This window comes from Ferrovum sp. (assembly GCF_027317285.1).
Classification (GTDB): Bacteria; Pseudomonadota; Gammaproteobacteria; order Burkholderiales; family Ferrovaceae; genus Ferrovum.
In genome coordinates this window covers 1-23,456 of sequence record NZ_DAHVHV010000033.1, presented here as the reverse complement: position 1 = coordinate 23,456, position 23,456 = coordinate 1, and the positions used below count along the sequence as shown (strand labels likewise).

Genomic DNA, 23,456 nt, shown 5'->3' with positions numbered 1-23,456 from the left:
TTTTGAATATGGTTATTGATTCACGGAATCTTCATCAGCGCTACTCTGGGTTGTAACAATTTGTAACCACAATACCCCCCTAAGGAAAAGTTTTTAAAGGGGGGGAAGTATTGTGACAAAACCAAAATTTAAACAACATGCCGTTCACCAAGCGGTGATCTCTGTATTAACTCTGCTGGGGACCTTGCCTGCCTTGGCCGATTCTCAGGCCATGGACCTTGGGACAGTGTCTGCCACGGGCGGCGGAGGAGACAGCTCCACCCCGTCGGTGACGGGCAAAGGCACAGCAACTTATGAGGCTCCAGGCAGCATGTCCATCAATGCCACGGAACCAGTCTTCAATATCAATCAGCATTATATTGAAGAGAATGCGGCTCCGGGGGCAAACTACAGCGATATCATTTCCATTTTGCCCAGTGTGAACAGTGTGGATCCCAATGGTCCGGGGGGGATGGAGAATCAGGCCTTGACCCTGCGTGGTTTCCAGGATGGCCAATACAATGTCACCTTCGATGGCATTCCCTGGGGCGATTCCAACGACTTTACCCACCACACTACTTCCTATTTCATGGAGCAGGATTTGGCGGGAGTCAAGGTTGACCTGGGACCGGGAGATGCCAGCAATATTGGATATTCGACTTTCGGGGGGACCATAGCCCTCAGTTCAAAACTTCCCCAAAACCAGACCGGAACCAGTATATTTGGAAGTTTTGGCAGTTGGAATACGCGTCTTCTCGGGGCCCAGTTCGATACCGGCAACCTGCAGAACTATGGGGATACCAAGGCCTTTATCAGTTACAAGGACTTTTCTACCGATGGATATTTGACCAACAGCGCTCAGCAACGCAAAAACCTTTTCATGAAGTTTGAAAAAGTCGTGGGTGATGATACCCTGCTGACTTTTGTGGCCATGGGAAACAAGATTCAGCAGAATGTACCTTATGGGGCAACCTTGCAGCAAATGGCACAATATGGCCGAAATTATGGCCTCTCATCCAATCCCAACAGCCAGGCCTTCTACGGCTACAACTTCGACAACATCACTTCAGACTTCGAGTACATTGGCATTAAAACCCGATTCGGCGATGTGGATGTGGATAACAAACTCTATACCTACGCCTATTATCACAATGGTTACAATGGATTACAGCCGGGCTTTGGCACCTATCCGGGGACGGGGAACGGGGCGGGCCTCCCTGCCACAGGAACAGTGGTGGGCGGAACGGCTTATCCCAATGATATTCCAGGTCAGGCGATGACCATGAATTATCGTTCGGTGGGCGATTTGTTGAGAATATCGGAAATCTTGGGTCAGGGTCAATTGGACTACGGCACATGGATCGATTATCAGAACAATAACCGCTCTCAGTACGAAAGTGACTGGACCTTGAACGGAGCCTACAATTCAGGTAACCAGATTTATGCAACTACGGGTAATCTGGCCTACACCGACCGGTTGATGATGGACACCTTGACCACCATTCAGCCCTATGTGCAGTATGAATGGAGACCCACCGAGAAATGGACGATTACGCCTGGCCTCAAGTACTCCTATTTCGAACGTTCATTTAATTCCCCAGTCATGCAAGGGACGGGGCAACCTTACAATGGGGCTCAAAGTTGGGTCAAACCGCTGCCTGCCTTGACCACCAATTACAAGGTGAGCAGCAACTGGTCTTTCTATGGCGAGTATGCCGCAGGGTTTATGGCCCCCAATATGAATAATTTCTTTAAGAGCAATGCCCAGACGGGCACTTTACAACCCCAATCCACCCAGAATTTCCAGATTGGGACCGTTTTTACCACCCGGACCCTGAATCTTTCTGCTGATCTCTACCGTATCAATTTCACTGACAAGATCAGTCCAGTGGCATGCGGAATCAATACCTGTTTCACCAATATCGGTGGTGTGCGCTATGACGGGGGTGAGATGCAGGGAACCTGGATGTTTGCCAGGGGATTCAGTTTGTACGGTAACTTGGGGATAAATAATTATTCCACCAGCGATGGCTCCATCCTTCCTTATACACCGCGAACCACTGCGGCGCTGGGCGGGATCTACGACCAAGGGAATTGGTACGGCTCTCTTATTACCAAGGAAGTGGGCGCACGCAATAGTGGGGCGATGGCGGCCACAAACATCCCTTTTGGCTCTTACACCATGACCGACTTTAATATGAGTTATAAAATAGATACGGGCTGGTCTTGGGCAAGGCAGGCAAAACTTGGATTTCAAATCAACAACTTATTTAATAGAAATGACATCTACGCCTCGACATCCGGATTTACAGACCAAAATGGAAACCCCCTGCTTTTTGCTTTGCCAGAGCGTTCCTATGTGGTCAATTTTTCTGTGATGTTCTAACTCTCCAGTGTTGTGACTGTTTCCTGAAGCGGTCTTTTGCCGCCCCCATTCGCTGTGGGCGGCTTTTTCTTTTTGGATGATTTTTTCATCACCATGACGTTCGAACGAAGTTGCAACGCACGCAGTGGAACAGAATCGCAGGGACTTCCAGAGATTTTCTGAATAACGTAGGCCAAAGACTGCTAAACTGAAGCCGTTATGGAATCGTCGGAGCATGTTATGAAATTGATTACGGCCATCGTCAAACCCTTTAAACTCGATGAAGTCAGGGAAGCTCTTTCTGAAGTGGGCGTATCTGGACTGACCGTTACCGAGGTCAAGGGATTTGGGCGTCAGAAAGGCCACACGGAGTTATACCGGGGTGCCGAGTACATTGTGGATTTTCTTCCCAAGGTCAAGATCGAGGTGGTTGTAACCGATACGTTGGTGGATAAGGTTGTGGATGCGGTGATCCATTCCGCCCGTACCGGTAAAATTGGCGATGGCAAGATCTTCGTCGTCGACGTGGAGCAAGCCGTGCGGATCCGTACGGGAGAACAGGGCGAGGAAGCTGTTTGATCCCGCTCTTTTCCAAAGGCCAGGGATAGTCGATTCTTATACGGCGACTGGGCAGGAAGACGTTGTGGCCAACGCGTTTTTAAGGCGCAGGGCGCGTTCCAGTGCTTCATTGGCGCTGGGACCCAGCACCGTGATATGTCCCATCTTTCGTCCCGGACGGGGTTTTTCCTTGCCGTAGAGATGTAGTTTGGCTTCCGGTTCCTGAAAAACCAGGGGCCAGGGGGGCGTCCCTTCCTGCCATAAATCCCCCAGCAGGTTGATCATGGCTGCAGGTTTCAACTGTTCCGTACTGCCCAGAGGGAGGTCGCAAAGCACCCGAACCTGTTGCTCGAATTGACTGGTGATACAGGCATCGAGGGTGTAATGCCCGCTGTTGTGAGGGCGTGGCGCAATTTCATTGACCAGAATCTGATCGATACCCGTCACAAAAAATTCTACTGCCATGACCCCCACGTACTCCAGTCGTTCTGCAATTTCACTGGCCATTTTTCGTGCCCGGGTGGCCAGTTCGTCGCGAATGCGGGCAGGGGCGATGGTGATGTCCAGAATGCCTTGATGGTGACGATTTTCAGCCACGGGCCAGTGAACGATCTCACCGCGGGCGGTTCGCGCCAGAATGACCGATATTTCCAGGCGAAGCGGGACGATTTCTTCCAGAATACAGGGCAGGAGCCCGGCCTGCTGGCTCAGAATCTCTTGAACTTCTTCGGGTGATTCCACGCGGACCTGTCCTTTTCCATCGTATCCAAACCGTGCAGTCTTGATCAGTGCGGGAAATTTGATCTGTGCCAGTGCATTGGCGCAGGATTCCCGGTTAGGGATAAGCGCAAAGGCGCCTACGGGAAAGCCCTCGTCGCGCAGGAAAGTCTTTTCCCGAATACGATCCTGGGCGATCGATACGGCGCGTGCGCCAGGGCGGACAATCACCTGACTGGCCAGGGCGGACAGTGTTTCGGCCGGTACGTTTTCGAATTCGGTGGTGACGGCCCGGCAGGAATCCGCCAGTTGTTTCAGAGCCGCGGCATCATCGAAGGACGCACACAGGTGGCGGGTGGCAAAATGCGCCGCTGGAGCGTCAGGGTCAGGGTCCAATACCCAAACATCAAATCCCATGGTGCGGGCAGCCGAGGTGAACATTCTCCCCAATTGCCCTCCGCCCAACAAACCCAAGGTCCGATCGCGTCTGCTCATGGGGTGGGTGGAAGATGCATGGCGGTGACCTGTGCGACCAACTCGGCGCGATAGGCGTTCAAACGTTCGGCCAGGTGTGGGTGTTGTGCCGCCAACAAACTGACCGCAAAAAGAGCGGCATTGGCAGCACCGGCGGCGCCTACGGCAAAGGTTGCCACCGGAATGCCTTTGGGCATCTGAACGATGGACAGGAGCGAATCTTGTCCCTGAAAGTAGGGGGTGGGGACGGGAACGCCCAAGACGGGTAAAGTGGTTTTGGAGGCCAGCATGCCGGGTAGATGGGCTGCCCCGCCGGCTCCTGCGATCAGGCAGTTCAGGCCACGGTCACGTGCTTCCTCTGCGTAGCGAAACATGCGGTCGGGCGTGCGATGGGCGGAAATCACCTGTGCCTCGAAGGGGACTTCGAAACGGGTCAACATCAGGGCGGCCTGTTCCATCACCGTCCAGTCCGACTGGCTTCCCATGACCAGTCCTACCCAGGGCGTTGCTGGCATCAGCGTCAGTCCACCAATTCGCGTGCTTCTGCGACCTGACTGCGGTAGGCATCATAGATGCGGCGCAGGGCGTCCATCATGCCGACTTCAGGCGACCAGTTCAACTCCTCACAGGTATTGGTGATCTTGGGGACGCGATTCTGGACATCCTGATACCCTTTGCCGTAATAGGCGTCAGCGGTGGTTTCCACCAGTTTGACCTGTTGTGCGGTGGTGCGGTATTCAGGGTATTCCATCGCCAGATCCAGCATCATTTGCGCCAGTTCCCTGACTGAGTAGTTGTTGCCTGGGTTGCCCACGTTGTAGATTTTTCCCGTTGCCACACCCTGAGGATTTTCGATGATTTTCATGAGCGCGGAGACGCCATCGTCGATGTAGGTGAAGGCCCGTTTCTGGGTTCCGCCGTCCACCAGTTTGATGTTTTCTCCCCGTACGATATGCCCGAAGAACTGGGTGATGACGCGTGAACTGCCTTCCTTGGGCGTGTGGATACTGTCCAGTCCGGAACCGATCCAGTTGAAGGGGCGGAACAGGGTAAAGTCCAGTCCTTCCTGCATGCCATAGCCCCAGATCACCCGATCCATCAGTTGCTTGCTACAGGAGTAGATCCAGCGCTGTTTTTCAATGGGGCCCAGGATCAGTTCTGATTGATCCGGATCGAATTCGCTGTCCCGACACATGCCATAGACTTCCGAAGTCGAGGGGAAGAGGATTCGTTTGCCGTACTTGACACAACTGCGCACGATGGGCAGGTTGGCTTCGAAATCCAGTTCAAAAACCCGCAGGGGCTGCTGGACGTAGGTGGCCGGGGTGGCAATGGCCACCAGCGGCAGGACCACATCACACTTCTTGACGTGGTACTCGATCCACTCCTTGTTGATGGTGATGTCCCCTTCGAAGAAGTGAAAGCGCGGGTGGTCCAATAGATCCTTGACGCGTTCGCTGTGCATATCCATGCCGTACACCGACCAGTCGGTCGTGGACAGGATGCGCTGGCTGAGGTGGTGACCGATGAAGCCATTGACGCCAAGGATGAGGATTTTTTTCATGGAGGTTCCGTTGTTCAAAGATAAAAATGGCACATTATCCCGCTATTATACGGGAAGCCTTCATTCCGATAAACGGGGGGAAAGGCATTTTAAGGGCTTTTTGTTGCAGTCAGAGGATCCGGTGCGCAGCCTTGGGGGAAAGTGGCCCTGAATTGCGCTGCATCCAGGCATTGCCCCTGCCATTCTGCCTGCAACAGGTAGAGGGGGTGGCCATCTCCGCCCCGGGTTTCTGCCAGGGCATCTGGATGGGGATGAAGACTGGTTCTGAGGATACGCAGGGATTGACCCCCCACCAGGGTAAATGCACCTGGATAAGGGGGGGCAACGCCTCGCACCAGATTATGGATGACTTGGGCAGGTTGGCTCCAGTCGATTTTTCCATCTTCGGGGCGACGTCCACCGCAGTAATTTCCCTGGGACAAATCCTGCCGACGATGTACGGCTTTTCCCGCCAGCAGAGCAGGAAGCACTTGAGAAAGGGCTCGTTCGCCCGCTTCGATGACGCGCAGGAAAACATCATGGGCCGTGTCGTCCGGACCGATGGGGACCTTTTCCTGTGCGACGATATCGCCCTGGTCCGGTTTGAGAGTCATGACGTGCAGGGTGGCACCAGTTTCCGTTTCGCCGCAAATGACCGCCCAATTGACCGGGACCCGCCCCCGGTAACGCGGCAGAAGTGAACCATGCAGGTTATAGGCGCCGCGTTTGGGCAGGGCGAGCAAGTCGGCTCCCAGCATCTGCCGGTAATAAAAGGAGAAAAAGAAATCGGGATGAAGGGCGGAAATTCGTTCCACCAGAGCGGGATCATTGGGGTTTGGCGGGGTGAGGGCGGGGATGCCTTGTTGAGCTGCCCATTCGGCCACACTGTCAAACCAGCGATTTTCTGAAGGGTCGTCCGGGTGAGTCACGATCAAGGCGATATCCACGCCGGAGCGATGGAGTACCTCGAGGCAACGTACGCCCACCGAGTGGTAGGCGAAGACCACGACTCGTGGTGGATTTTTGGTTTTGTCAGGCATCGCCAGACTCCTCGGGCGGCAGGGGGGACTCCAGGATACCCTGGATGAGGAAGCGCGGGCGATCGCGAACCTGCTGGTAGATGCGTCCGATGTATTCTCCCAACAGGCCAATGCCGAACAGCAAAATACCGATCAGGAAAAAGGTGATGGCAAAGAGGGTGAAAACCCCTTCGGCTTCAGGCCCGACGATGAGGCGGCGCAGAACCAGAAAAACGACGAACAGGGCGGACAAGACCGACAGACCCATGCCGAGCAGTGAAAAGAACTGGAGGGGCAGGATGGAAAACCCGGTGATCAGATCGAAATTAAGACGGATCAAACTGTATAGGGAGTACTTGGATTCGCCCGCCGAACGTTCTTCGTGTCCTACCACGATTTCCGTGGGGTTGGAGGAGAAACTGTAGGCCAGTGCCGGAATATAGGTGTTTGCCTCACGACAGGAAACGATGGCCTGGATGATCCGGTGATCGTAGGCTCGCAACATGCAGCCCTGATCGGTCATGTGGATATGGGTGACCTTTTCACGGAGGCGGTTCATCAGGCGCGACGCCCAATGGCGCCAGGCACTGTCTTCGCGGGTGCGACGGATGGTCCCCACATAGTCATGGCCCGCATCCATGGCGGCGAGGAGATTGCCGATTTCTTCCGGGGGATTTTGCAAGTCGGCGTCCAGGGTGACCACCTGTGCGCCTCGACAATGTTCAAATCCTGCCATGATGGCCATGTGTTGCCCATAGTTGCCATTGAAGAGGATGACGCGGGTCACTTCGGGGCGCAATTGAAATTGCTCGCGCAACAGGGCGGCGGAACGGTCGCGACTGCCATCGTTGATGAAGATTATTTCGTAGGGGATCTGCAGGGCGTCGAGGGATGGGTAGAGACGTTCGAAGAGCAGGTGCAATCCGGTTTCTTCGTTATAGACCGGGATGACGACGGAAAGGGCGGGTTTCTGATTCATCGGGCAGCCTGTTTCAGGATTTTTTCCAGGGTTGCGCAGACGCGGTCCACCTCCTCCAGGGTCAGGGTGGGATAGAGGGGGAGGGTCAGGGTGGTGCGTGCGATGTGCTCCGCATGGGGGAAATCGCCTGCCTGATAGCCCAGAGCAGAATAGCGGGTGGTCAGATGCAAGGCTTCATAGGAAATTCCGCTCCCGATGCCCTCCTGATGCAGGGCATCCATGATTTCCTTGCGGCTCCAGCGCAGATGCTCGAGTGGCAGGAGCGGGGCAAAGAAATTCCAACTGTGCCCTTCGTCCCCCCGGAAAGGCAGCTCACAGGGGGGATCGGTATGCAGACGCTCAAAATAGCGGGCAACCAGGGCATGACGGCGAGCAATGAATTCCTCGAGGCGGGCCAGTTGCATCAACCCCAGGCGCGCATTGACATCGGGCAGGTTGGATTTTCCTCCGGTGACCACGACGTCGCGGGTGCCATCGGGCAGGCGCACGATGCCGTGGAAGCGCAGGCGCTCGGCGGTGCGTGCCTCTTCCTCACTGGCAAAAACCAGTGCCCCTCCCTCGATGGTGGTGAGGGTTTTGTTGGGATGAAAACTGAAACTCACCATGTCCCCAAAACTGCCGATGGGCTTTCCTTTCCAGCGGCTGCCAATGGCCAGGGCGGCATCTTCGATGACCCGCAGTCCGTGTCGTTGGGCCAAAGCATAGAGAGGCTCGGGGTCCACCGGCCAACCGGCAAAATGGGTTGGCATGAGGGCGCGGGTACGTGGGGTGAGGGCTGCTTCGGCAGCGTTCAGATCCAGATTGCGGGTGACGGGGTCCACGTCCACAAAGACGGGGGTAGCACCTGTGCGGGCGACCGCATTGGCACAGGCAAAAAAGGTTTGGGCCGGGATGATGACCTCATCGCCGGGGCCGATGCCCGCCGTCAGGACAGCGACCTCAAGGGCTGCCGTGGCCGAAGAAAAGACCCGGACCGGACGCCCTCCATGATATTCGGACAAGGCTTTTTCGAAGGCCAAAACCTGCGGGCCGGAGGTGATCCATAGGGAACGCAGGGTGTCACCGACGGCTTCCACCATGGATTCGTCGATCGTGGGGCGGGCAAAGGGCAGATAGGGTAGGTTATGAGCGGGCAATCAAATACACTCCTGCGAGGATGACGGCAATGCCGGAAATCCGGCTAACCGTCAGAGTTTCTCCCAACAACGCCCAGGCCGCCAGAGCGTTGACCACGTAGCCAATGGACAAGAGAGGGTAGGCTTGGGAAACGGGGACGCGTGAGAGCGCCAGAATCCATACCACCACACTGACGGCATAACAGAACAGCCCCACCGGAATGGGCCATTGGGTACAAATTTTGAGCGCAATGGGCCAGAGGTTCTCCCAGGTGAATGCAAAATGCCCCAACTGGTTGGCTCCTGCCTTGAGCAACAGTTGGGCCACGGCATTGAGTAGTACACCGGAAAGGATGAGAGAAAAACTGACCAGGCTCATGTTCGGGCCACTATAACACGGTGCGCATCCCGAAACAGAATGCGCATGGGGAAACCCTGATTTTTCATGACATCGTACAAAGGTGGCGGGAGAATGGCCAAGGCCCCCAGGTCCGCGGCCCAAAGGGGTCTGAACTCTTTCAGGGTGGGAATGGCGTGTTGGGGTTCCAGACTCAGGCCAAAGGCCATTTCATCCTGATAGGCCACGGGAATGACGGTGCGTTGCAGGTAAAAATCGAGGGTCTGGTCGTAGGTGTTCACGCTGTAGAGATGGCTGGCTGCAGCAAATCGTGGGGCCAGGCGGCGGGCGAGGGCGGCCCCGGATTGAAAGTCCGCCAGGGTATTGCTTCCGCTGATCAGCAGTTGGGTGACGAGCAGTGTACCGACGGCGACGGTTTTCAGGCTGTGGGCTGGCCGGGCACGTTGACGGTGGGCCAGGTAGCCCAGAACCAGGGACACCGCAGCAGCAGCGGCAATCCAGGTGGAAAATCCCTGGTAACCCATGACCATGTCCGGGTCCATTCCCAAAGACCAGCCCAAACTTTCAGGAAGGGCGGGAAACGCCAGAAGTAACGCAGTGACCCCGAAAAAAGCGCCGCCCAGGGCCAGTAGAAGAGGAGGGCTGAGCGGGAAGGGGCCCGGGCGAACGCTGAGTTGGCGAGCACCGAGCAGGGCCAGTGCCGGGAAGGCGGGGAGGATGTAGTCAGGCAACTTGGAACCGGACAGACTGAAGAAGACGACGACGAAGAGGGCGTAAATGGCGAGGAAACGGGCCGGTGAAAAATGACGTCCATGATTGCGCAACAAGGCGTTGCCCGTGGCGCGCAGAGCCACCAGAGTCCAGGGCCAGAGCCCAACCAGCAGGATCGGGAGAAAATACCAAACCGGTTCTACCCGTTGATGGAGGGTGGTGGTATACCGGTCAAACTGCTCGTGTATGAAAAAAAACCACAGAAATTCGGGGTGCACGCGACTGGCCAACCAGAACCAGGGCAGGGTGAGCAATAAAAACAGGAGCAGTCCGGGAAAGAGGTGGAGACGTTTCCAGGGGCTCAGGTCACGGGTGAACAGGGTGTAGAGCACCAAAGTGGCGCCAGGGAGCGCCAGGGCCATGAGACCCTTGCTCATGAACCCGGCTGCCGCTGCACCCCAGGCCAGGGTCATCCAGAGACGCGAAGACGATTCCTGTTGGGCCAGCAGAAAACACCCTACCGCCAGGAACATCCAGACCGTAACCCCCATGTCGAGGGTGTTGATATGCCCCAGCGCGGTGTAATAAAAGGTTCCGATCAGGAGTAGGGGCGCACGCCATCCGGCCTCCGTTCCGAAGAGGCGCCGGGCAAAAAAGGCGCTGGCCAGGATCCCCAAAAAACCAAGCAGGCCCGTCCAAAGACGGGCGGCCAGAGGGGTGGGCCCCAGCAGGTCGATACTGAGTGCCGTGGCCCAGTATTGCAGGGGTGGTTTTTCATAGTAGGGAATTTCATTCAGGTGGGGGGTCACCCAATCTCCCGAAACGGCCATTTCCCTGCCGATTTCGGCATACCGCCCTTCGTCGGGCCGAGTAAGGGCGCGCGTCCCCAGCCCCAGACTCCAGATCATTGCCAGCAGGATGATCCAGACGCCGCAGGTTTTGATCGAACCGGGGTTCAAGGGCGTGGCTTAGCCGGCATGGGTGACAAGACTTTCCAGATAGCGCTGGGCATCGAGGGCAGCCATACACCCGGTGGCGGCGCTGGTAACGGCCTGGCGATAGACCGAATCCTGTACATCACCCGCCGCAAATACGCCGGGGATACTGGTTTCGGTAAGGTTACCGGTGCGACCGGTGCGCGTGATCAGGTAGCCGCCATCCATCTCCAGTTGGCCGGTAAAGAGTTCCGTGTTGGGGCGGTGACCAATGGCGATGAACACGCCCTTGACCGCCAACTCCTCGGGGATTCCAGAGGCGGTATGGCGCAGACGCACGCCGGTGACTCCCGACTCATCGCCCAATACTTCGTCGAGTACATGATCCCAGCGGATACTCAGGGTTCCCTGAGCCACTTTTTCCATGAGTCGATCCACCAGAATGGGCTCGGCACGGAGACGGTCACGACGGTGAACAAGGGTGACGTGAGCAGCCAGATTGCTGAGATACAGCGCTTCTTCCACCGCCGTATTGCCCCCTCCGATCACGGCGACTGCCTCGCCTCGGTAAAAGAAACCATCACAGGTGGCGCAACCGGATACCCCCCGCCCCATGAAAGCCTGTTCCGAAGGCAGGCCCAGATAAAGGGCGGAAGCACCGGTGGCAATGATCAGCGCATCGCAGGTATAAGTCCCTTCATCCCCCTCCAGGGTGAAGGGGCGGGTGTTCAGATCCGCCCGATGAATCTGGTCGAAGAGGATTTCGGTGTGGAAACGTTCGGCATGGGCCTGAAAGCGTTGCATCAAATCCGGTCCCAGAACCCCATGCACATCGGCAGGCCAGTTATCCACCTCGGTGGTGGTCATCAACTGCCCCCCCTGGGCAATACCGGTAATCAATACCGGGTGGAGGTTGGCGCGTGCAGCATAAACTGCCGCGGTGTAACCGGCGGGGCCGGAGCCCAGGATCAGTAGACGTGAATGACGGCGCTTGGGCATAGTCTTCTCCCGTAATTAATTCAACCCGTGATTGTACCATTGTCCCTTCGATGACTCTTATCGTTTCGGAGTCAGAAAGGCTATAATCAGCCCATGAGCGATTCTCCCCTTGCCCTGAAGTTGACCCGTCTGCTGTGCGAGGCCTTGTTGCTGCTGGTGGTACTACTGGCGCTTTATCTCGCTTTGTCCCTGCTGACCTATCATCGGACCGACCCGGGGTGGTCCCTGGGGTCGGCGGTCAACCGCCCCGACTGGGAAGCCTCCGTCTCCCATGTGGCCAATGCGGGTGGGCGGGTGGGCGCCTGGTTGTCGGATTTTTTACTCTATCTGTTCGGATTTTCGGCGGGTTGGTTTGTGGTCGCATTGGGTTGGTTGGCCTGGCGCGGCTATCATTATCTCAAACAGGAACCGGGTTTCGCCGGGGGGAAAAAACCCGCATCGCCGGTATCCCGATACTGGTTCGTGCTGATGGGCCTGGGTTTCCTGCTGATGGTGATTTCCAGTGCAGGGCTGGAAGCCATGCGTCTGGCCGGTTTGCATTTCGAGTTGCCCCTTCAGCCCATGGGTGAAGGGACCTGTAGTGGGGGCGGCGGTGTGCTGGGATGCGAATTGGCCAGTTGGGCCATTCAGGGGGTCGGACTGAGTGGGGCAGTCATGTTTCTGCTGTTGGCATGGGCTCTGGGGTTTTCGCTCATGACGGGGATTTCCTGGTTACGTTTGGCGGAATCTTTGGGAGCGACCTGTGAAACCCTCTTCCGCCGCTTCAATTCGAAGCGCAGTGTCGCCATCGACCGACGCGTGGGGCGTCGGGCCGGTGAACAACGCCAGACCCTGGTGCAGGAAGCCCGTAAATTACAGGAAGATCACGAACCGTTGCAGGTATTGCCGGTCACCACCCAGATCGAGCCCTCCATGCAGGCAGTACGGGAACGTCAGGTACCCCTGTTCAAGGATCTTCCCGATTCTGCCTTGCCTCCCCTCAAATTGCTGGACGAGGCCAGTTCGGCACGGGAATCGGTGAGCCAGGAACTGCTGGAATTTACGTCGCGCCAGATCGAACGAAAATTGGCGGATTTCAATGTCAGCGTGAAGGTATTGGCCGCCTTGCCTGGTCCTGTCATCACGCGCTACGAAATTGAACCGGCGGTGGGCGTCAAAGGGAGTCAGATCATCAATCTGGTGAAGGATCTGGCTCGTGCCCTGACCGTCGGAAATATCCGGGTCGTGGAATCCATTCCGGGAAAGAACTGCATGGGCTTGGAAATACCCAATGCGCGGCGTGAAACCGTACGACTCTCTGAAATTTTGGGGGCGGCGGTCTATGGGGATATGGCTTCGCCGCTCACCTTGGCGCTGGGTAAGGACATTGCGGGCAATCCGGTGGTGGTGGATCTGGCCAAAATGCCCCATCTTCTGGTGGCAGGTACGACGGGGTCCGGAAAGTCCGTGGCCATCAATGCCATGATCCTGAGTTTGCTGTACAAGGCAACTCCGCAGCAGGTCCGCCTGGTCCTGGTGGATCCCAAGATGTTGGAACTGTCGGTTTATGATGAGATTCCACATCTTCTGGCGCCGGTGGTGGTGGACATGAAGGAAGCGGCCCATGCCCTGAACTGGTGTGTGGCAGAGATGGATCGCCGTTACAAACTCATGTCTCAATTGGGGGTACGAAACCTTTCCAGTGCCAACCACAAGATCAATGAGGCGTTCCACAAGGGCCAGCCCCTCATGAATCCTCTGTCGTTGACCCCGGATACCCCGGAGCCACTGGAACCGATGCCTTACATCGTGGTGGTGATCGATGAATTGGCGGATCTGATGATGGTAGTGGGCAAGAAGGTGGAAGAATTGATTGCGCGGATTGCACAGAAGGCGCGGGCTGCCGGGATCCACCTGATCCTGGCGACCCAGCGTCCTTCAGTGGATGTGATTACCGGACTGATCAAAGCCAATATTCCCACCCGAATCTCCTTCCAGGTCTCCAGTCGGGTAGACTCACGCACCATTCTCGATCAGATGGGTGCAGAAGCATTGCTGGGCCAGGGAGACATGCTCTACATGCCGACAGGAGCTGGCTATCCCCACCGTTTGCATGGGGCTTTTGTGAGCGACGACGAAGTGCATCAGGTCGTTCATTACCTGAAGGCGCAGGGCAAGCCGGCTTACGTGGAAGGAATGCTGCAGGGGATCGAGGAGGGCATGGATCCGGAAACGGCCCCCGGGCAGTCCACTGGAGAACAGGATCCTTTGTATGACCAAGCCGTGGCATTGGTGCTGGAAACGCGGCGAGCCTCGATTTCCCAGGTGCAACGCCACTTGCGGATCGGGTACAACCGCGCGGCGCGTTTGATTGAAGATATGGAAAAAGCGGGTTTGGTGTCCGGCATGGCCACCAACGGCAGTCGGGATGTCTTGGTGGGAGGAGGGCGGGAATGAAGCGATGGAAACCGTGGGCTGGCGTAATGTTATGGATGAGCTGCATGGGGTGGGCCAGTGCCTCCGGTCTTGATCGTCTGCATGCTTTTCTGCGCGACACGCATCGGGGAGAGGCCCAGTTCGAGCAGCGCAACCTCAAAGGGAAAGGGGATTCGGGAGGGACCGTCAGTCGGGGCGTTTTTCTGTTTTCCCGGCCAGGCAAGTTTCGTTGGGAGTATCGCAGTCCCTATCCACAGACTTTGGTCGCGGATGGTCAAACCCTCTGGATCTGGGATCCGGATTTGCAGCAGGTGACCCGAAAAAAAATGAGCCAGAGTTTGGGTAGCACCCCGGCTGCCCTGCTGGCGGGGGACGATGCCTTGGAGAAGGGGTACGTGGTCACCGAGGGCGGGGAGAGCGAGGGGTTGGAATGGGTGATGGCCAAACCAAAAAGTACGGAATCAGGATTTGAATGGGTAAGGATGGGGTTTACGGATCAGGCGCTGGCGCGGATGGAGTTGCAGGATAGTTTCGGTCATACGCTCAGCATCGTGTTCACCCAGTTTGACAGGGATCCGAAATTCACGCCGGATACTTTCCGTTTCACTCCCCCTCCGGGTGCCGACATCATTCAGTAGGGATGGCGTGCCCGACAGGGATCGAACCTGTAACCCCCAGCTTAGAAGGCTGGTGCTCTATCCGATTGAGCTACGGGCACTCACTCGGGCCGACTTTCCGTGGTCGGGGTGGAGAGATTCGAACTCCCGACATCCTGGTCCCAAACCAGGCGCGCTACCAGGCTACGCTACACCCCGAACCCGAGATTATCCTGCATGCCACGGTTTTTTGTCAAGGACGGTCTTGGGTGTGGGCAAGTCCGGGCGGTTGAGAGCGGCGGATGGAAACGGCCACCGTGGCTACTTCTGGCCACATCCGGTACTTCATCACCTTGATTTCGCAGGCCCGGACTTCGGGATTGCGCAGAAGGAGATCAGCAATTCGTTGGGCCAGCACCTCGATTAACGTCACGCGTTCCGAGGTGGCTTGTTTGATGGCATCGTAAACGTGATTGTAGTCGTAGCCAGAGAGCAGTCCTTCCCGTGAGTCCGCGATATGGCAGAGGGCGTCAGGCACTTCGACACTGACGGTCAGGGAGACCTTCTGGGGTTTACCCAGTTCAAAGGCATTGATTCCGATTTCCAACTCGAGGTCGATGCCATCCAGAACGAAGCGGGTGAGAGAATCGGAAGAAAAGAGGGGGGGTAGGGGCATGTTATCCTTCGATATGGAGTGACAGACCGCCATCAACGGTCAGAAAGGAGCCGGTGGTAAAAGTGGCTTCGCACAACAAAAAGCGAACGGCGCGAGCCAATTCATCGAACCGGCCCAAGCGCTTCAGGGGCACCGCTTGCAGAATTCTTTGTTGATTTTCTTCGGCAAATGCCTGGGACTTGTGGGGCCAGTCAAAGTGACCGGGCAGTACGGTATTGACCCGAACCTGGGGGGCCAGTTCCACGGCCAGGGCTTGCATCGCGGCCATCAGGGCATTCTTGGCAATGTGGTAGGTCAGGTAACCGGCGGCCGGGCGATGAAAGTGAATGTCTCCGATGGCGACAATCGCGCCTTGCCGTCGCATCAATGAATCGCGACATTGGCGAATCAGGCGTAGATGGCCATAAAGATGACTGCCCAGATCCCGTTCCAGATGGTCTTCGTAGTCATCGAGATGCGTCGGGGAAAAATCCGAGGCATTGGCTACGATGCCGTCGATGTCCGTACAAAAGAATGGAGGGGGGAAATGGTTGCACAGATCCTCTATCCAGAGCCGGGCACTGTGGGCACGTTGGGCATTCAAGGCATGGCAAAGAATGTCGGCCTCGATCTGGGAGGAGGTACGACAATGTATGATGACGCGGTGCCCGGCTTCATGCAGCGATCGTACGATGGCGGCTCCGCCACGACGTGCCGCCCCGGTGACGACATACTGGTTGACACGTGGATTATCCATGTTTTTGAATCGGAAATGTTGCCTGGATCGTTGCAGATGGCAGACAATTATGCTTGAAATGGAGGGTCAAGTCCAAAATTTGCGGAAACTTTTCCTCGACCATCGTGATTTTCACCCGTACCGGGGGTTGGCTGAAGGCGAGGTGCTTCGGGGAATCGGTCGGAAGATTCATACCGCCTGTCCGGCGGCATTGCCGCTGGCCCAGGCCCACTGAAAGTTGAATCCGCCCAGATGCCCCGTCACGTCCACGGCTTCGCCGATAAAGTAAAGTCCCGGAACCGACCTGGATTCCATGGTTCTGGACGATAAGTCCTCCGTGGCTACCCCACCCAGAGTAACTTCAGCCTTGTTATAACCCAGGGTTCCCGAGGGCCGAATTCTCCAGTTGTTGAGGGCTTCACCCATTTTTCGAAGTTCCGGTGAGGTAAACTGGCAGAGCGGTTTTGACAGATCATGGGCGGCACACCATTGCCGCGCAAATCTGTGCGGCAAGAGTTCCGCCAGGAAGTTATCGATCCGAACCCGACTGGAACCATGGTCGCGGAGCCATGTTTCTGCATTTTTACCCGGCAATAGATCGATGGAGAGGAAGTCTCCGTTTTGCCAGTAGGAAGAAATTTGCAGAACGGCTGGGCCGGAAATTCCTTGATGGGTAAATAGGAGGGCCTCGCGAAAACGTCCTTTGCGACAGGAGACTTCGACTTCCAGGGAAAGTCCTGACAAATCGCCAAACTGCTTCAGGGTTTCAGGTTCCAGGGCGAGCGGCACCAGGGCTGGACGAGGGGGGATGACTGCCAGGCCAAATTGTTCGGCGATTTGATAAGCCATCGGGGTCGAGCCAACGGCTGGGACGGCCAGTCCTCCGGTGGCCATGACCAGAGCCCGGGACTGGTAATGACCATGGCTCGTCGTTACCTGAAACCCTTCCCCGTTTCGGTCCACCGCCTGCACTTCGCATGGCATGCGCCAGTCTACCTGACCTCGTTCACATTCACTCCGCAACAGGGCAATGATCTGCTGGGCGCTGCCTTCGCAAAACAATTGCCCCAGGGTTTTTTCGTGATAGCGGATGCCGTAACGTTCTACCAGGGCAATGAAATGTTGGGGAGTAAAGCGTGCCAGGGCGGAGCGGCAGAAGTGCGGGTTCCTGGAAAGATAATTATCCGGTCCGCAGTGAAGGTTGGTGAAGTTGCAGTGTCCGCCCCCGGAGATCCGGATTTTTTCGGCCAATTTGCGACCATGGTCGATCAGCAACACCTTGCGGCCCCGCTGCCCCGCCTGAGCAGCACACATCATGCCTGCCGCACCCGCGCCGATGACAATGACATCCCAAGGTTCGTTTCCATTCATGGGGCTCATGATAATCCATGATGGCAGTGCTACGCGTCATCGGCATGAAAAAAACGAATTTCCGTCACCCAGGGACAGGAACGGTTGGGGTGGATCTGTAAGGAATGTTTCGGAATTCTGGTCTTCAGGACCCAATTGTGAGAGGATGACTCCGAAACAGGGATCGTCCAGCCATTATTGAGGAGAAGCGGTGGAGAGTGTTTCTGAATTGAATCGTCGCTACGGTATTCCGGATCAGGTGAGTTTTTGTCAGGATCCCGGTGGCTTCATTCATGTGGATGTGAAAAACTCATGGGCGTCTGCCCGCATTGCCCTTCAGGGGGCGCAACTGACGGATTGGGTACCGAAAGGCGAAGCTCCGGTCATCTGGCTTTCAAAAGAAGCCTCCTTCCGGAAGGGAAAGTCGATCCGTGGGGGAGCACCGGTCTGCTGGCCGTGGTTTGGGCCGCATGAATCGCAAAGAGATTTTCCTGCCCACGGTTTTGCACGCACTGCCCTGTGGGAAATATCGCGCGTGGAATCGCGGTCAGACGGATCCACTCACCTTGTTTTTCGCCTGCCGGAAGCCGCTTTTCCAAAAAATCAATGGGCTCATGCCACCACCCTGGAAAACCACATCACGATTGGTTCTTCCCTGGAGGTGGATCTCGTAACTCATAATCTGGGAAATCAGCCGGTTACCATCGGGCAGGCCCTCCATACCTATTTTCAGGTGGGAGATATCCGTACCGTTCGCCTGCTTGGACTGGAGGAATGCGTCTACCTTGACAAGGTGGCGGGTGGGGTTCGCAAGATTCAGAAAGGGCCGGTGAATTTTACAGAGGAGACCGACCGTATTTATCTGGGGGCCACACGGGATGTTCTGATCGAGGATCCCCTGATGAAGCGCCAAATCCGGGTCACCAAGAACGGGAGTACCTCCACGGTGGTCTGGAACCCCTGGATTGAAAAGTCGGAAAAGATGGGGGATATGGGCGACGAGGGCTATCTTCACATGGTTTGTGTCGAAAATGCCAATGCGGCTGAGGATGTGGTCACCCTGGCTCCGGGGGCAGAACATCACCTGTGGGTACGCTACACCACCGCCTGAATTTCATCGCCGGATCGTTTCAACCAGAGAAAACCCAGAGCCCCGGCAGCGAGGGATGATAGAAGGATGGCCAATCTTGATGCATCGATGATTTCCGCTCTTCCGGCAAAGGCCAGATTGGCGATGAAGATGGACATCGTGAAGCCGATCCCTCCCAGAAGACCTGCTCCGAAAATGTGTCGCCACTTCAAGTCGGGCGGAAGTCGACAGACGTTCATTGCGACAGCCAGGAAACTTGCCAGGGAAATACCCACCGGTTTGCCGATCACCAGGCCCGCGATAATCCCCCAACTGTTCATGCTCGACAGGCTTTTTTGCCATTCGGGACCGATGACGAGCCCTGTATTGGCCAGGGCAAAGAGGGGCAGGATAATAAAAGCCACTGGCTTGTGCAGGAAGTTTTCAAGCTGATGGGAAGGCGACTCTTCGTCTTCCGCCTTGGCGGAGAAGGGTAGGCTGAAGGCGAGCAGGACACCGGAAATAGTGGCATGAACCCCGGATTTGAACATAAAAAACCACATCAGGGCCCCGCCCAGCAAGTAGACCGGTACCGACATGACTTTGAATGCCCGGTTAAGAATGAGGAGCAGAATAAACACGACAAGCGCGCCCGCCAAATAGGTCGGGGAAAACTGCGCGGTATAAAACAGGGCAATCACGATGATTGCGCCAAGGTCGTCGATCACGGCGAGCGCCGTCAGGAATATCTTCAGTGATGCCGGCACCCGGCTACCCAGCATGGCCAGTACACCCAGAGCAAAGGCGATGTCTGTCGCCATCGGTATGCCGGTTCCGGCTTGAGTTGGGGTTCCTGTGTTCAGCATGAAATGAATCGATGCCGGAACGCCGATCCCGCCGAGTGCGGCCACTATCGGGAACAACGCGTTTTTCAGGTTTGAAAGTTCGCCACTGTAGAGTTCGCGCTCCAGTTCCAGACCCACAAACAGGAAGAAAATCGCCATCAACCCATCGTTTACCCAGTGCTCCCTGGTCAGTCCGGCGACAGGGGCATGCCAGAAACTCAGGTAGTCAGGTCCAAGGGATGAATTGGCCAGGGCGAGTGACAGAAGGGTGCAGAAAATCAGGAAAATGCCGCTCGACTTTTCAGATTCGAAAAAATTATTGAATGTCCTGGAAAGCATTGTCTGAATGTCTGGCATGGTTTTCGGGGCACCACAAGGTCCTGTGAGCAGGTCAGTATAGGTCATTGTCCTCTTCCCGCAAAAACAATAAAGATGAAGGGTCAACTGATTCGTGAAAGAGATTTGGAATCTGAATACCGGTCAAGATTGTCTCTTTAGACAGACAGAGGGGGTTCTGTTTGTATTCAGTCGATTGGATGACGATTCTTAACCGATTCTTAATAAAGTGTCGTCAAACGGCGACATTTGGCCTGGGGTTGACGTATGAAATCCCAGGTTGTTCCTTGAGGAGTTATGTTAAATCCGATTATAATCAATAAGATAACGATAATTTCTTATTATGGTATGATTTTTGCATGAATATTTCAAAATGAACCTTTAATAACCTTGTTCAGGATAACTGTGGCAACGATAGACGGCCACTTCAAGTCTTTCTGGCTCATGTCAGAGGATGGCGTAGAGGAACAAAGGAGAAAGGAAACATGAAAATCGAGACGCATTTTTCACAGTTGAATCTGCGTGAGCGCCTGGTATTGGCTACCGATTTGGATGGTACCTTGTTGGCCGGACCATTGCCCGCTCGTCGTCACCTGCGCGAGTTGTTCAGAGGGAACATGCCGGGTTCAAAACTGATTTTCGTGACGGGACGTGGCCTCGAGTCGGTGTTACCGGTCTTGAATGACCCCACGGTGCCCAGACCCGATTACATCATTGCCGATGTGGGTGCAACTGTCGTTTATGGGGATAGCCTGCTGCCGGTCATGCCGCTGCAGCAAGAAATCGCTGCAGTTTGGCCTGGAACCCAGCAAGTACTCGAGGCGCTGGCCTCGTTTACCTACCTCGAGCAGCAAACCGTGCCACAGGAGCGCCGGTGCTCGTTCTTTGTACAAGAGGGGCAGATTGACGATGAACTGCGGCGCGTCGTCAACGAGTTGGGCTGCGAACTTCTTTTCTCTGCACAACGATATCTCGACGTTCTTCCCCGGAATGTCGGAAAAGGGTCCACCTTGAGACGGCTTTGTGAACAACTCGGATTTGATTTTGAAACCATATTGGCAGCGGGTGACTCGCTCAACGATTTGTCGATGTTCACGACCGGTTTTCAGGGGGTCGTCGTGGGCAATGCAGAACCTGCCCTTGTTGAAGCCGTGCGGCAACTGGAACACATTCATCTCGCCGTAGGTGATGGATGCGCGGGGATTCTCGAAGGACTGACGCATCATAGGCTGTTGAGTGGGGAGAAACCCGCGCCCGCCGACTGTCCGGGCGAGTCGGATCTGGTCATGGTGTACCACCGCCTTCCCTTTGACGAAACCACCGAGGGGAAAAGACAGCGCCCCAAGAGCCCCAACGGCATCATTCCTACCCTGCTCAATTTTTTTTCAGGGGGAACTACCGGTTCGTGGGTTGCATGGTCGCAACAAATCACGCGCGAACCAGAAAAGTTTGAGGCACGGGTCGCTGTGGACAAGAAACGCTATCCAAATCTGCGTGCGGCCCGTATTCCGTTGACGACAAACGACATCGACCTTTTTTACAAGAAGTTTTCCAAAGAAGCATTTTGGCCCATCATCTTTTCCTTTTCTGACAAAGCCGTTTTTCAGCATACGCACTGGGAACATTATCTCGAAATCAATGAAATTTTCGCCAGAAAAACCGCTGCTGAAGCATCAAGGGGCGGGCTGGTTTGGGTGCACGACTACAATTTGTGGATGGTGCCTGCGTTTTTGAGAATGCTTCGCCCCGATTTGAAGATTGCGTTTTTCCATCACACGGCCTTTCCCTCGTCGGATGTATTCAATATTATTCCCTGGCATCGCGAGATCATCGGAAGTTTGTTGCAGTGTGATTACATCGGATTTCATATTCCCCGTTATGTCGAGAATTTTGTCGGTGCCGTGCGCAGTTATGCGCCCACTGAAATTCTGGATACTACTCCGTGTGCCCCCCGGTTTCTTACCTACGGCTGTGCGCTTGGTGTTGACTCGGCTGCCAGCGGCATAAAGGTGGCTGGTCGGAATATCCGCCTGGGGGCTCATCCCGTCGGTATCGACTGTGATCAGATCGACCGCATCTTGCAGAAGGCTTCAGTGCGTCGCAAGATCAGGGGTATTCGCACCGAGTTGGCTGGACGGTCAGCCATTCTCTCGCTCGAACGGCTCGACTATGTGAAGGGATCGCTCGAGAAATTGCTTGCGTTCGAGGCGCTGCTCGATAACCATCCGGAATTGGCTGCCAAGGTGGTCCTGCTGAATTTCGTGACCCCGGCGGCGCGGGGCATGGAAGTGTACCAATCGTTGCGGGTTGAAGTCGATCAGTTGGTCGGGCGGATCAATGGTCGATTTTCAACACTTGACTGGACTCCGGTAAGGTATTTTTACCGTTCGCTTCCCTACGAAGAGGTCGTTGCCTATTATGCGGTCGCCGATGTTGCATGGATAACGCCCCTGCGCGATGGCCTCAATCTGGTGGCAAAAGAATATGTGGCAACGCAGGGGAGCGTCGGCGGTAATGGGGCTCTCGTGCTGTCCGAGTTCGCAGGAGCCGCCGTGGAATTGCACGGCGCCTTGCTTACCAACCCCTATGATGCGACCAGTATGGTGCAAACGCTTCACTCGGCCCTCACACTGGCGGCCGATGATCGTGCATACCGCATGTCGCGTCTGGTTTCAATCGTGCGCACCAATGACGTGCATGCCTGGGGAGAGACTTTCCTGAATGCGGTGAACGCCGATTGACGAACGTCGGCACCAGGTCGGTGCGACACGTCGTGAGAGGCACTGTATTGGCCCACGGTCCCACAAATGTCGGGTCGATCACTTCGGCCGCTAAAGCGATTGGAATGAGTCACAAGGCCGCATGGGATACCGTGGACACCATGAATAATCTGTCCGATCATCCGCGAACGCGGTCAATGCCGAGATAAAAGTCGGCCTCGACGACCATAACGAAATTATTTCCGTGATTACGGCCGAAAGCGTGGAACTCATGGATCTTGCGGTCGGGGTAGAAGTTTATGCCCTGATCAAAGCCCCTTCCATCGTTCTGACAACGGAATCAACGACGAAATTCAGTGCGGAAAATCGGCTTTGCGGTGTGATTGCCCGGATTCAGGCAGGAGAAGTGAATGCGGCGGTATGGTTGTCGTTGCCAAATGAAAAAACGGTGACTTCCATCGTGACGCTTGAAACCCTCGGAAAACTGGAGTTGAGGGAGGGAACCCCTGCCCAGGCAATTTTTACCGGTTCAACCGTCATTCTTGCAAGGATATGAACATGTCACATTCAATGGAACCCGGAAAGCCTGTTGGCCTGAAATTCGTGGGCGAACACGCTTTTCTCCTCTCGGAGGACGAGGTAAGTATTGGCCTCGGCGCGGCTTTTCAGGTATTCGAAAAACATGGCGTCCATCCGGAAGATTGCAGACAGGCTGTGCAAAAACTTGCGGAAAATGAACTTCTGACCAAAGACGAAGCATTTCATTGTCTGATCTGGAACGAGGCGGAAGACAGTGCCTTTCGTGCAGCAACGTTGGGCTGGCTGGCACGGAATGTTGATATTCGCCTGGAAGTCTGACCCGATGTTGCCTGGGAAGACGGGGTGGGAGGGGGCGGTAGCCATATTCCTGAATCCGTGTTCCAAACCCTTAAAAACATATACAACCGTTTGAATTGATGAGATAATTAGTCATATTCATTCT

Annotated in this window: 21 protein-coding genes and 2 tRNA genes; 8 read left to right on the top strand and 15 right to left on the bottom strand. The window is 55.6% G+C overall.

Features of this window, described 5'->3' with window-relative positions; translation table 11 throughout:
• Window positions 1-193 precede the first annotated feature (193 nt).
• Window positions 194-2,365, top strand: a complete 2,172-nt coding sequence (locus M6F29_RS08065) for a TonB-dependent receptor (RefSeq protein ID WP_298158496.1) — start codon at window positions 194-196, stop codon at window positions 2,363-2,365.
• Window positions 2,366-2,584: 219 nt separating this feature from the next.
• Entirely contained in the window at window positions 2,585-2,923 is a 339-nt protein-coding gene (locus tag M6F29_RS08060) for a P-II family nitrogen regulator (protein WP_297456287.1), read from the top strand.
• Window positions 2,924-2,959: 36 nt separating this feature from the next.
• Here the strand turns inward: M6F29_RS08060 and M6F29_RS08055 are convergent, their stop codons facing one another.
• The 9 genes from M6F29_RS08055 to trxB form a co-directional block, all read right to left on the bottom strand.
• Entirely contained in the window at window positions 2,960-4,114 is a 1,155-nt protein-coding gene (locus tag M6F29_RS08055) for a 5-(carboxyamino)imidazole ribonucleotide synthase (RefSeq protein ID WP_297480352.1), read from the bottom strand.
• Window positions 4,111-4,608 carry a 5-(carboxyamino)imidazole ribonucleotide mutase gene (purE, locus tag M6F29_RS08050; protein ID WP_297456283.1) on the bottom strand — a complete coding sequence of 166 codons (498 nt, stop codon included), beginning with the start codon at window positions 4,606-4,608 and terminating at the stop codon, window positions 4,111-4,113. Before purE ends, M6F29_RS08055 begins: the two co-directional genes overlap by 4 nt.
• Window positions 4,609-4,613: 5 nt before the next feature.
• Entirely contained in the window at window positions 4,614-5,657 is a 1,044-nt protein-coding gene (locus M6F29_RS08045; RefSeq protein WP_297456281.1) for a bifunctional UDP-4-keto-pentose/UDP-xylose synthase, read from the bottom strand.
• 89 nt (window positions 5,658-5,746) lie between these two features.
• Window positions 5,747-6,676: a formyltransferase gene (locus M6F29_RS08040; protein WP_298158493.1), complete on the bottom strand. Its 930-nt coding sequence runs from the start codon at window positions 6,674-6,676 to the stop codon at window positions 5,747-5,749.
• The gene (locus M6F29_RS08035; protein WP_297486429.1) at window positions 6,669-7,634 is read right to left on the bottom strand and encodes a glycosyltransferase; all 966 of its coding nucleotides are present in this window, start codon (window positions 7,632-7,634) and stop codon (window positions 6,669-6,671) included. The genes M6F29_RS08040 and M6F29_RS08035 overlap by 8 nt, the downstream gene beginning before the upstream one ends.
• Window positions 7,631-8,770 (bottom strand): DegT/DnrJ/EryC1/StrS family aminotransferase, encoded by a 1,140-nt coding sequence (locus tag M6F29_RS08030; RefSeq protein WP_298158490.1) that lies wholly within the window; start codon window positions 8,768-8,770, stop codon window positions 7,631-7,633. The genes M6F29_RS08035 and M6F29_RS08030 overlap by 4 nt, the downstream gene beginning before the upstream one ends.
• Window positions 8,757-9,128, bottom strand: a complete 372-nt coding sequence (locus M6F29_RS08025; protein WP_298158488.1) for an SMR family transporter — start codon at window positions 9,126-9,128, stop codon at window positions 8,757-8,759. The genes M6F29_RS08030 and M6F29_RS08025 overlap by 14 nt, the downstream gene beginning before the upstream one ends.
• The gene (locus tag M6F29_RS08020) at window positions 9,125-10,777 is read right to left on the bottom strand and encodes a glycosyltransferase family 39 protein (protein WP_298158486.1); all 1,653 of its coding nucleotides are present in this window, start codon (window positions 10,775-10,777) and stop codon (window positions 9,125-9,127) included. The genes M6F29_RS08025 and M6F29_RS08020 overlap by 4 nt, the downstream gene beginning before the upstream one ends.
• Window positions 10,778-10,786: 9 nt before the next feature.
• Window positions 10,787-11,752 carry a thioredoxin-disulfide reductase gene (trxB, locus tag M6F29_RS08015; protein WP_298158483.1) on the bottom strand — a complete coding sequence of 322 codons (966 nt, stop codon included), beginning with the start codon at window positions 11,750-11,752 and terminating at the stop codon, window positions 10,787-10,789.
• 93 nt (window positions 11,753-11,845) lie between these two features.
• On the opposite strand from trxB, the gene M6F29_RS08010 reads away from it, so the two are divergent.
• Together M6F29_RS08010 and lolA are read left to right on the top strand one after the other, a co-directional pair.
• A complete protein-coding gene (locus M6F29_RS08010; RefSeq protein WP_298158481.1) occupies window positions 11,846-14,188 on the top strand; it encodes a DNA translocase FtsK in 2,343 nt (780 codons plus the stop codon).
• Window positions 14,185-14,805: an outer membrane lipoprotein periplasmic chaperone LolA gene (gene lolA / locus M6F29_RS08005; protein ID WP_524537721.1), complete on the top strand. Its 621-nt coding sequence runs from the start codon at window positions 14,185-14,187 to the stop codon at window positions 14,803-14,805. Before M6F29_RS08010 ends, lolA begins: the two co-directional genes overlap by 4 nt.
• Window positions 14,806-14,808: 3 nt before the next feature.
• On the opposite strand, the gene M6F29_RS08000 is transcribed toward lolA, so the two are convergent.
• The 5 genes from M6F29_RS08000 to M6F29_RS07980 form a co-directional block, all read right to left on the bottom strand.
• A tRNA-Arg gene (locus M6F29_RS08000) sits at window positions 14,809-14,885 on the bottom strand.
• Between the two features lie 20 nt (window positions 14,886-14,905).
• A tRNA-Pro gene (locus tag M6F29_RS07995) sits at window positions 14,906-14,982 on the bottom strand.
• 34 nt (window positions 14,983-15,016) lie between these two features.
• The gene (locus tag M6F29_RS07990) at window positions 15,017-15,439 is read right to left on the bottom strand and encodes a dihydroneopterin aldolase (protein ID WP_298158478.1); all 423 of its coding nucleotides are present in this window, start codon (window positions 15,437-15,439) and stop codon (window positions 15,017-15,019) included.
• 1 nt (window position 15,440) lies between these two features.
• A complete protein-coding gene (locus M6F29_RS07985) occupies window positions 15,441-16,175 on the bottom strand; it encodes an SDR family oxidoreductase (RefSeq protein ID WP_297456261.1) in 735 nt (244 codons plus the stop codon).
• A 168-nt stretch (window positions 16,176-16,343) separates the two neighbouring features.
• On the bottom strand, window positions 16,344-17,534 hold the full coding sequence (locus tag M6F29_RS07980; protein ID WP_298158476.1) for a BaiN/RdsA family NAD(P)/FAD-dependent oxidoreductase: 1,191 nt from the start codon (window positions 17,532-17,534) through the stop codon (window positions 16,344-16,346).
• A 181-nt stretch (window positions 17,535-17,715) separates the two neighbouring features.
• Here M6F29_RS07980 and M6F29_RS07975 point away from each other — a divergent pair, with 181 nt between their 5' ends.
• Window positions 17,716-18,615 carry a D-hexose-6-phosphate mutarotase gene (locus tag M6F29_RS07975; RefSeq protein ID WP_298158474.1) on the top strand — a complete coding sequence of 300 codons (900 nt, stop codon included), beginning with the start codon at window positions 17,716-17,718 and terminating at the stop codon, window positions 18,613-18,615.
• Here the strand turns inward: M6F29_RS07975 and nhaA are convergent.
• Complete coding sequence (gene nhaA / locus M6F29_RS07970; RefSeq protein ID WP_366525969.1) at window positions 18,600-19,775, bottom strand: Na+/H+ antiporter NhaA; 1,176 nt, start codon at window positions 19,773-19,775, stop codon at window positions 18,600-18,602. The genes M6F29_RS07975 and nhaA overlap by 16 nt on opposite strands.
• Window positions 19,776-20,239: 464 nt before the next feature.
• Here nhaA and ggpS point away from each other — a divergent pair, with 464 nt between their 5' ends.
• The 3 genes from ggpS to M6F29_RS07950 all read left to right on the top strand — a co-directional run bounded on the left by ggpS (window position 20,240) and on the right by M6F29_RS07950 (window position 23,332).
• A complete protein-coding gene (gene ggpS, locus M6F29_RS07965; RefSeq protein ID WP_298158470.1) occupies window positions 20,240-22,495 on the top strand; it encodes a glucosylglycerol-phosphate synthase in 2,256 nt (751 codons plus the stop codon).
• A 223-nt stretch (window positions 22,496-22,718) separates the two neighbouring features.
• The gene (locus tag M6F29_RS07955) at window positions 22,719-23,030 is read left to right on the top strand and encodes a TOBE domain-containing protein (RefSeq protein WP_524537720.1); all 312 of its coding nucleotides are present in this window, start codon (window positions 22,719-22,721) and stop codon (window positions 23,028-23,030) included.
• 2 nt (window positions 23,031-23,032) lie between these two features.
• A complete protein-coding gene (locus M6F29_RS07950; RefSeq protein ID WP_298158468.1) occupies window positions 23,033-23,332 on the top strand; it encodes a hypothetical protein in 300 nt (99 codons plus the stop codon).
• Window positions 23,333-23,456: the final 124 nt, after the last annotated feature.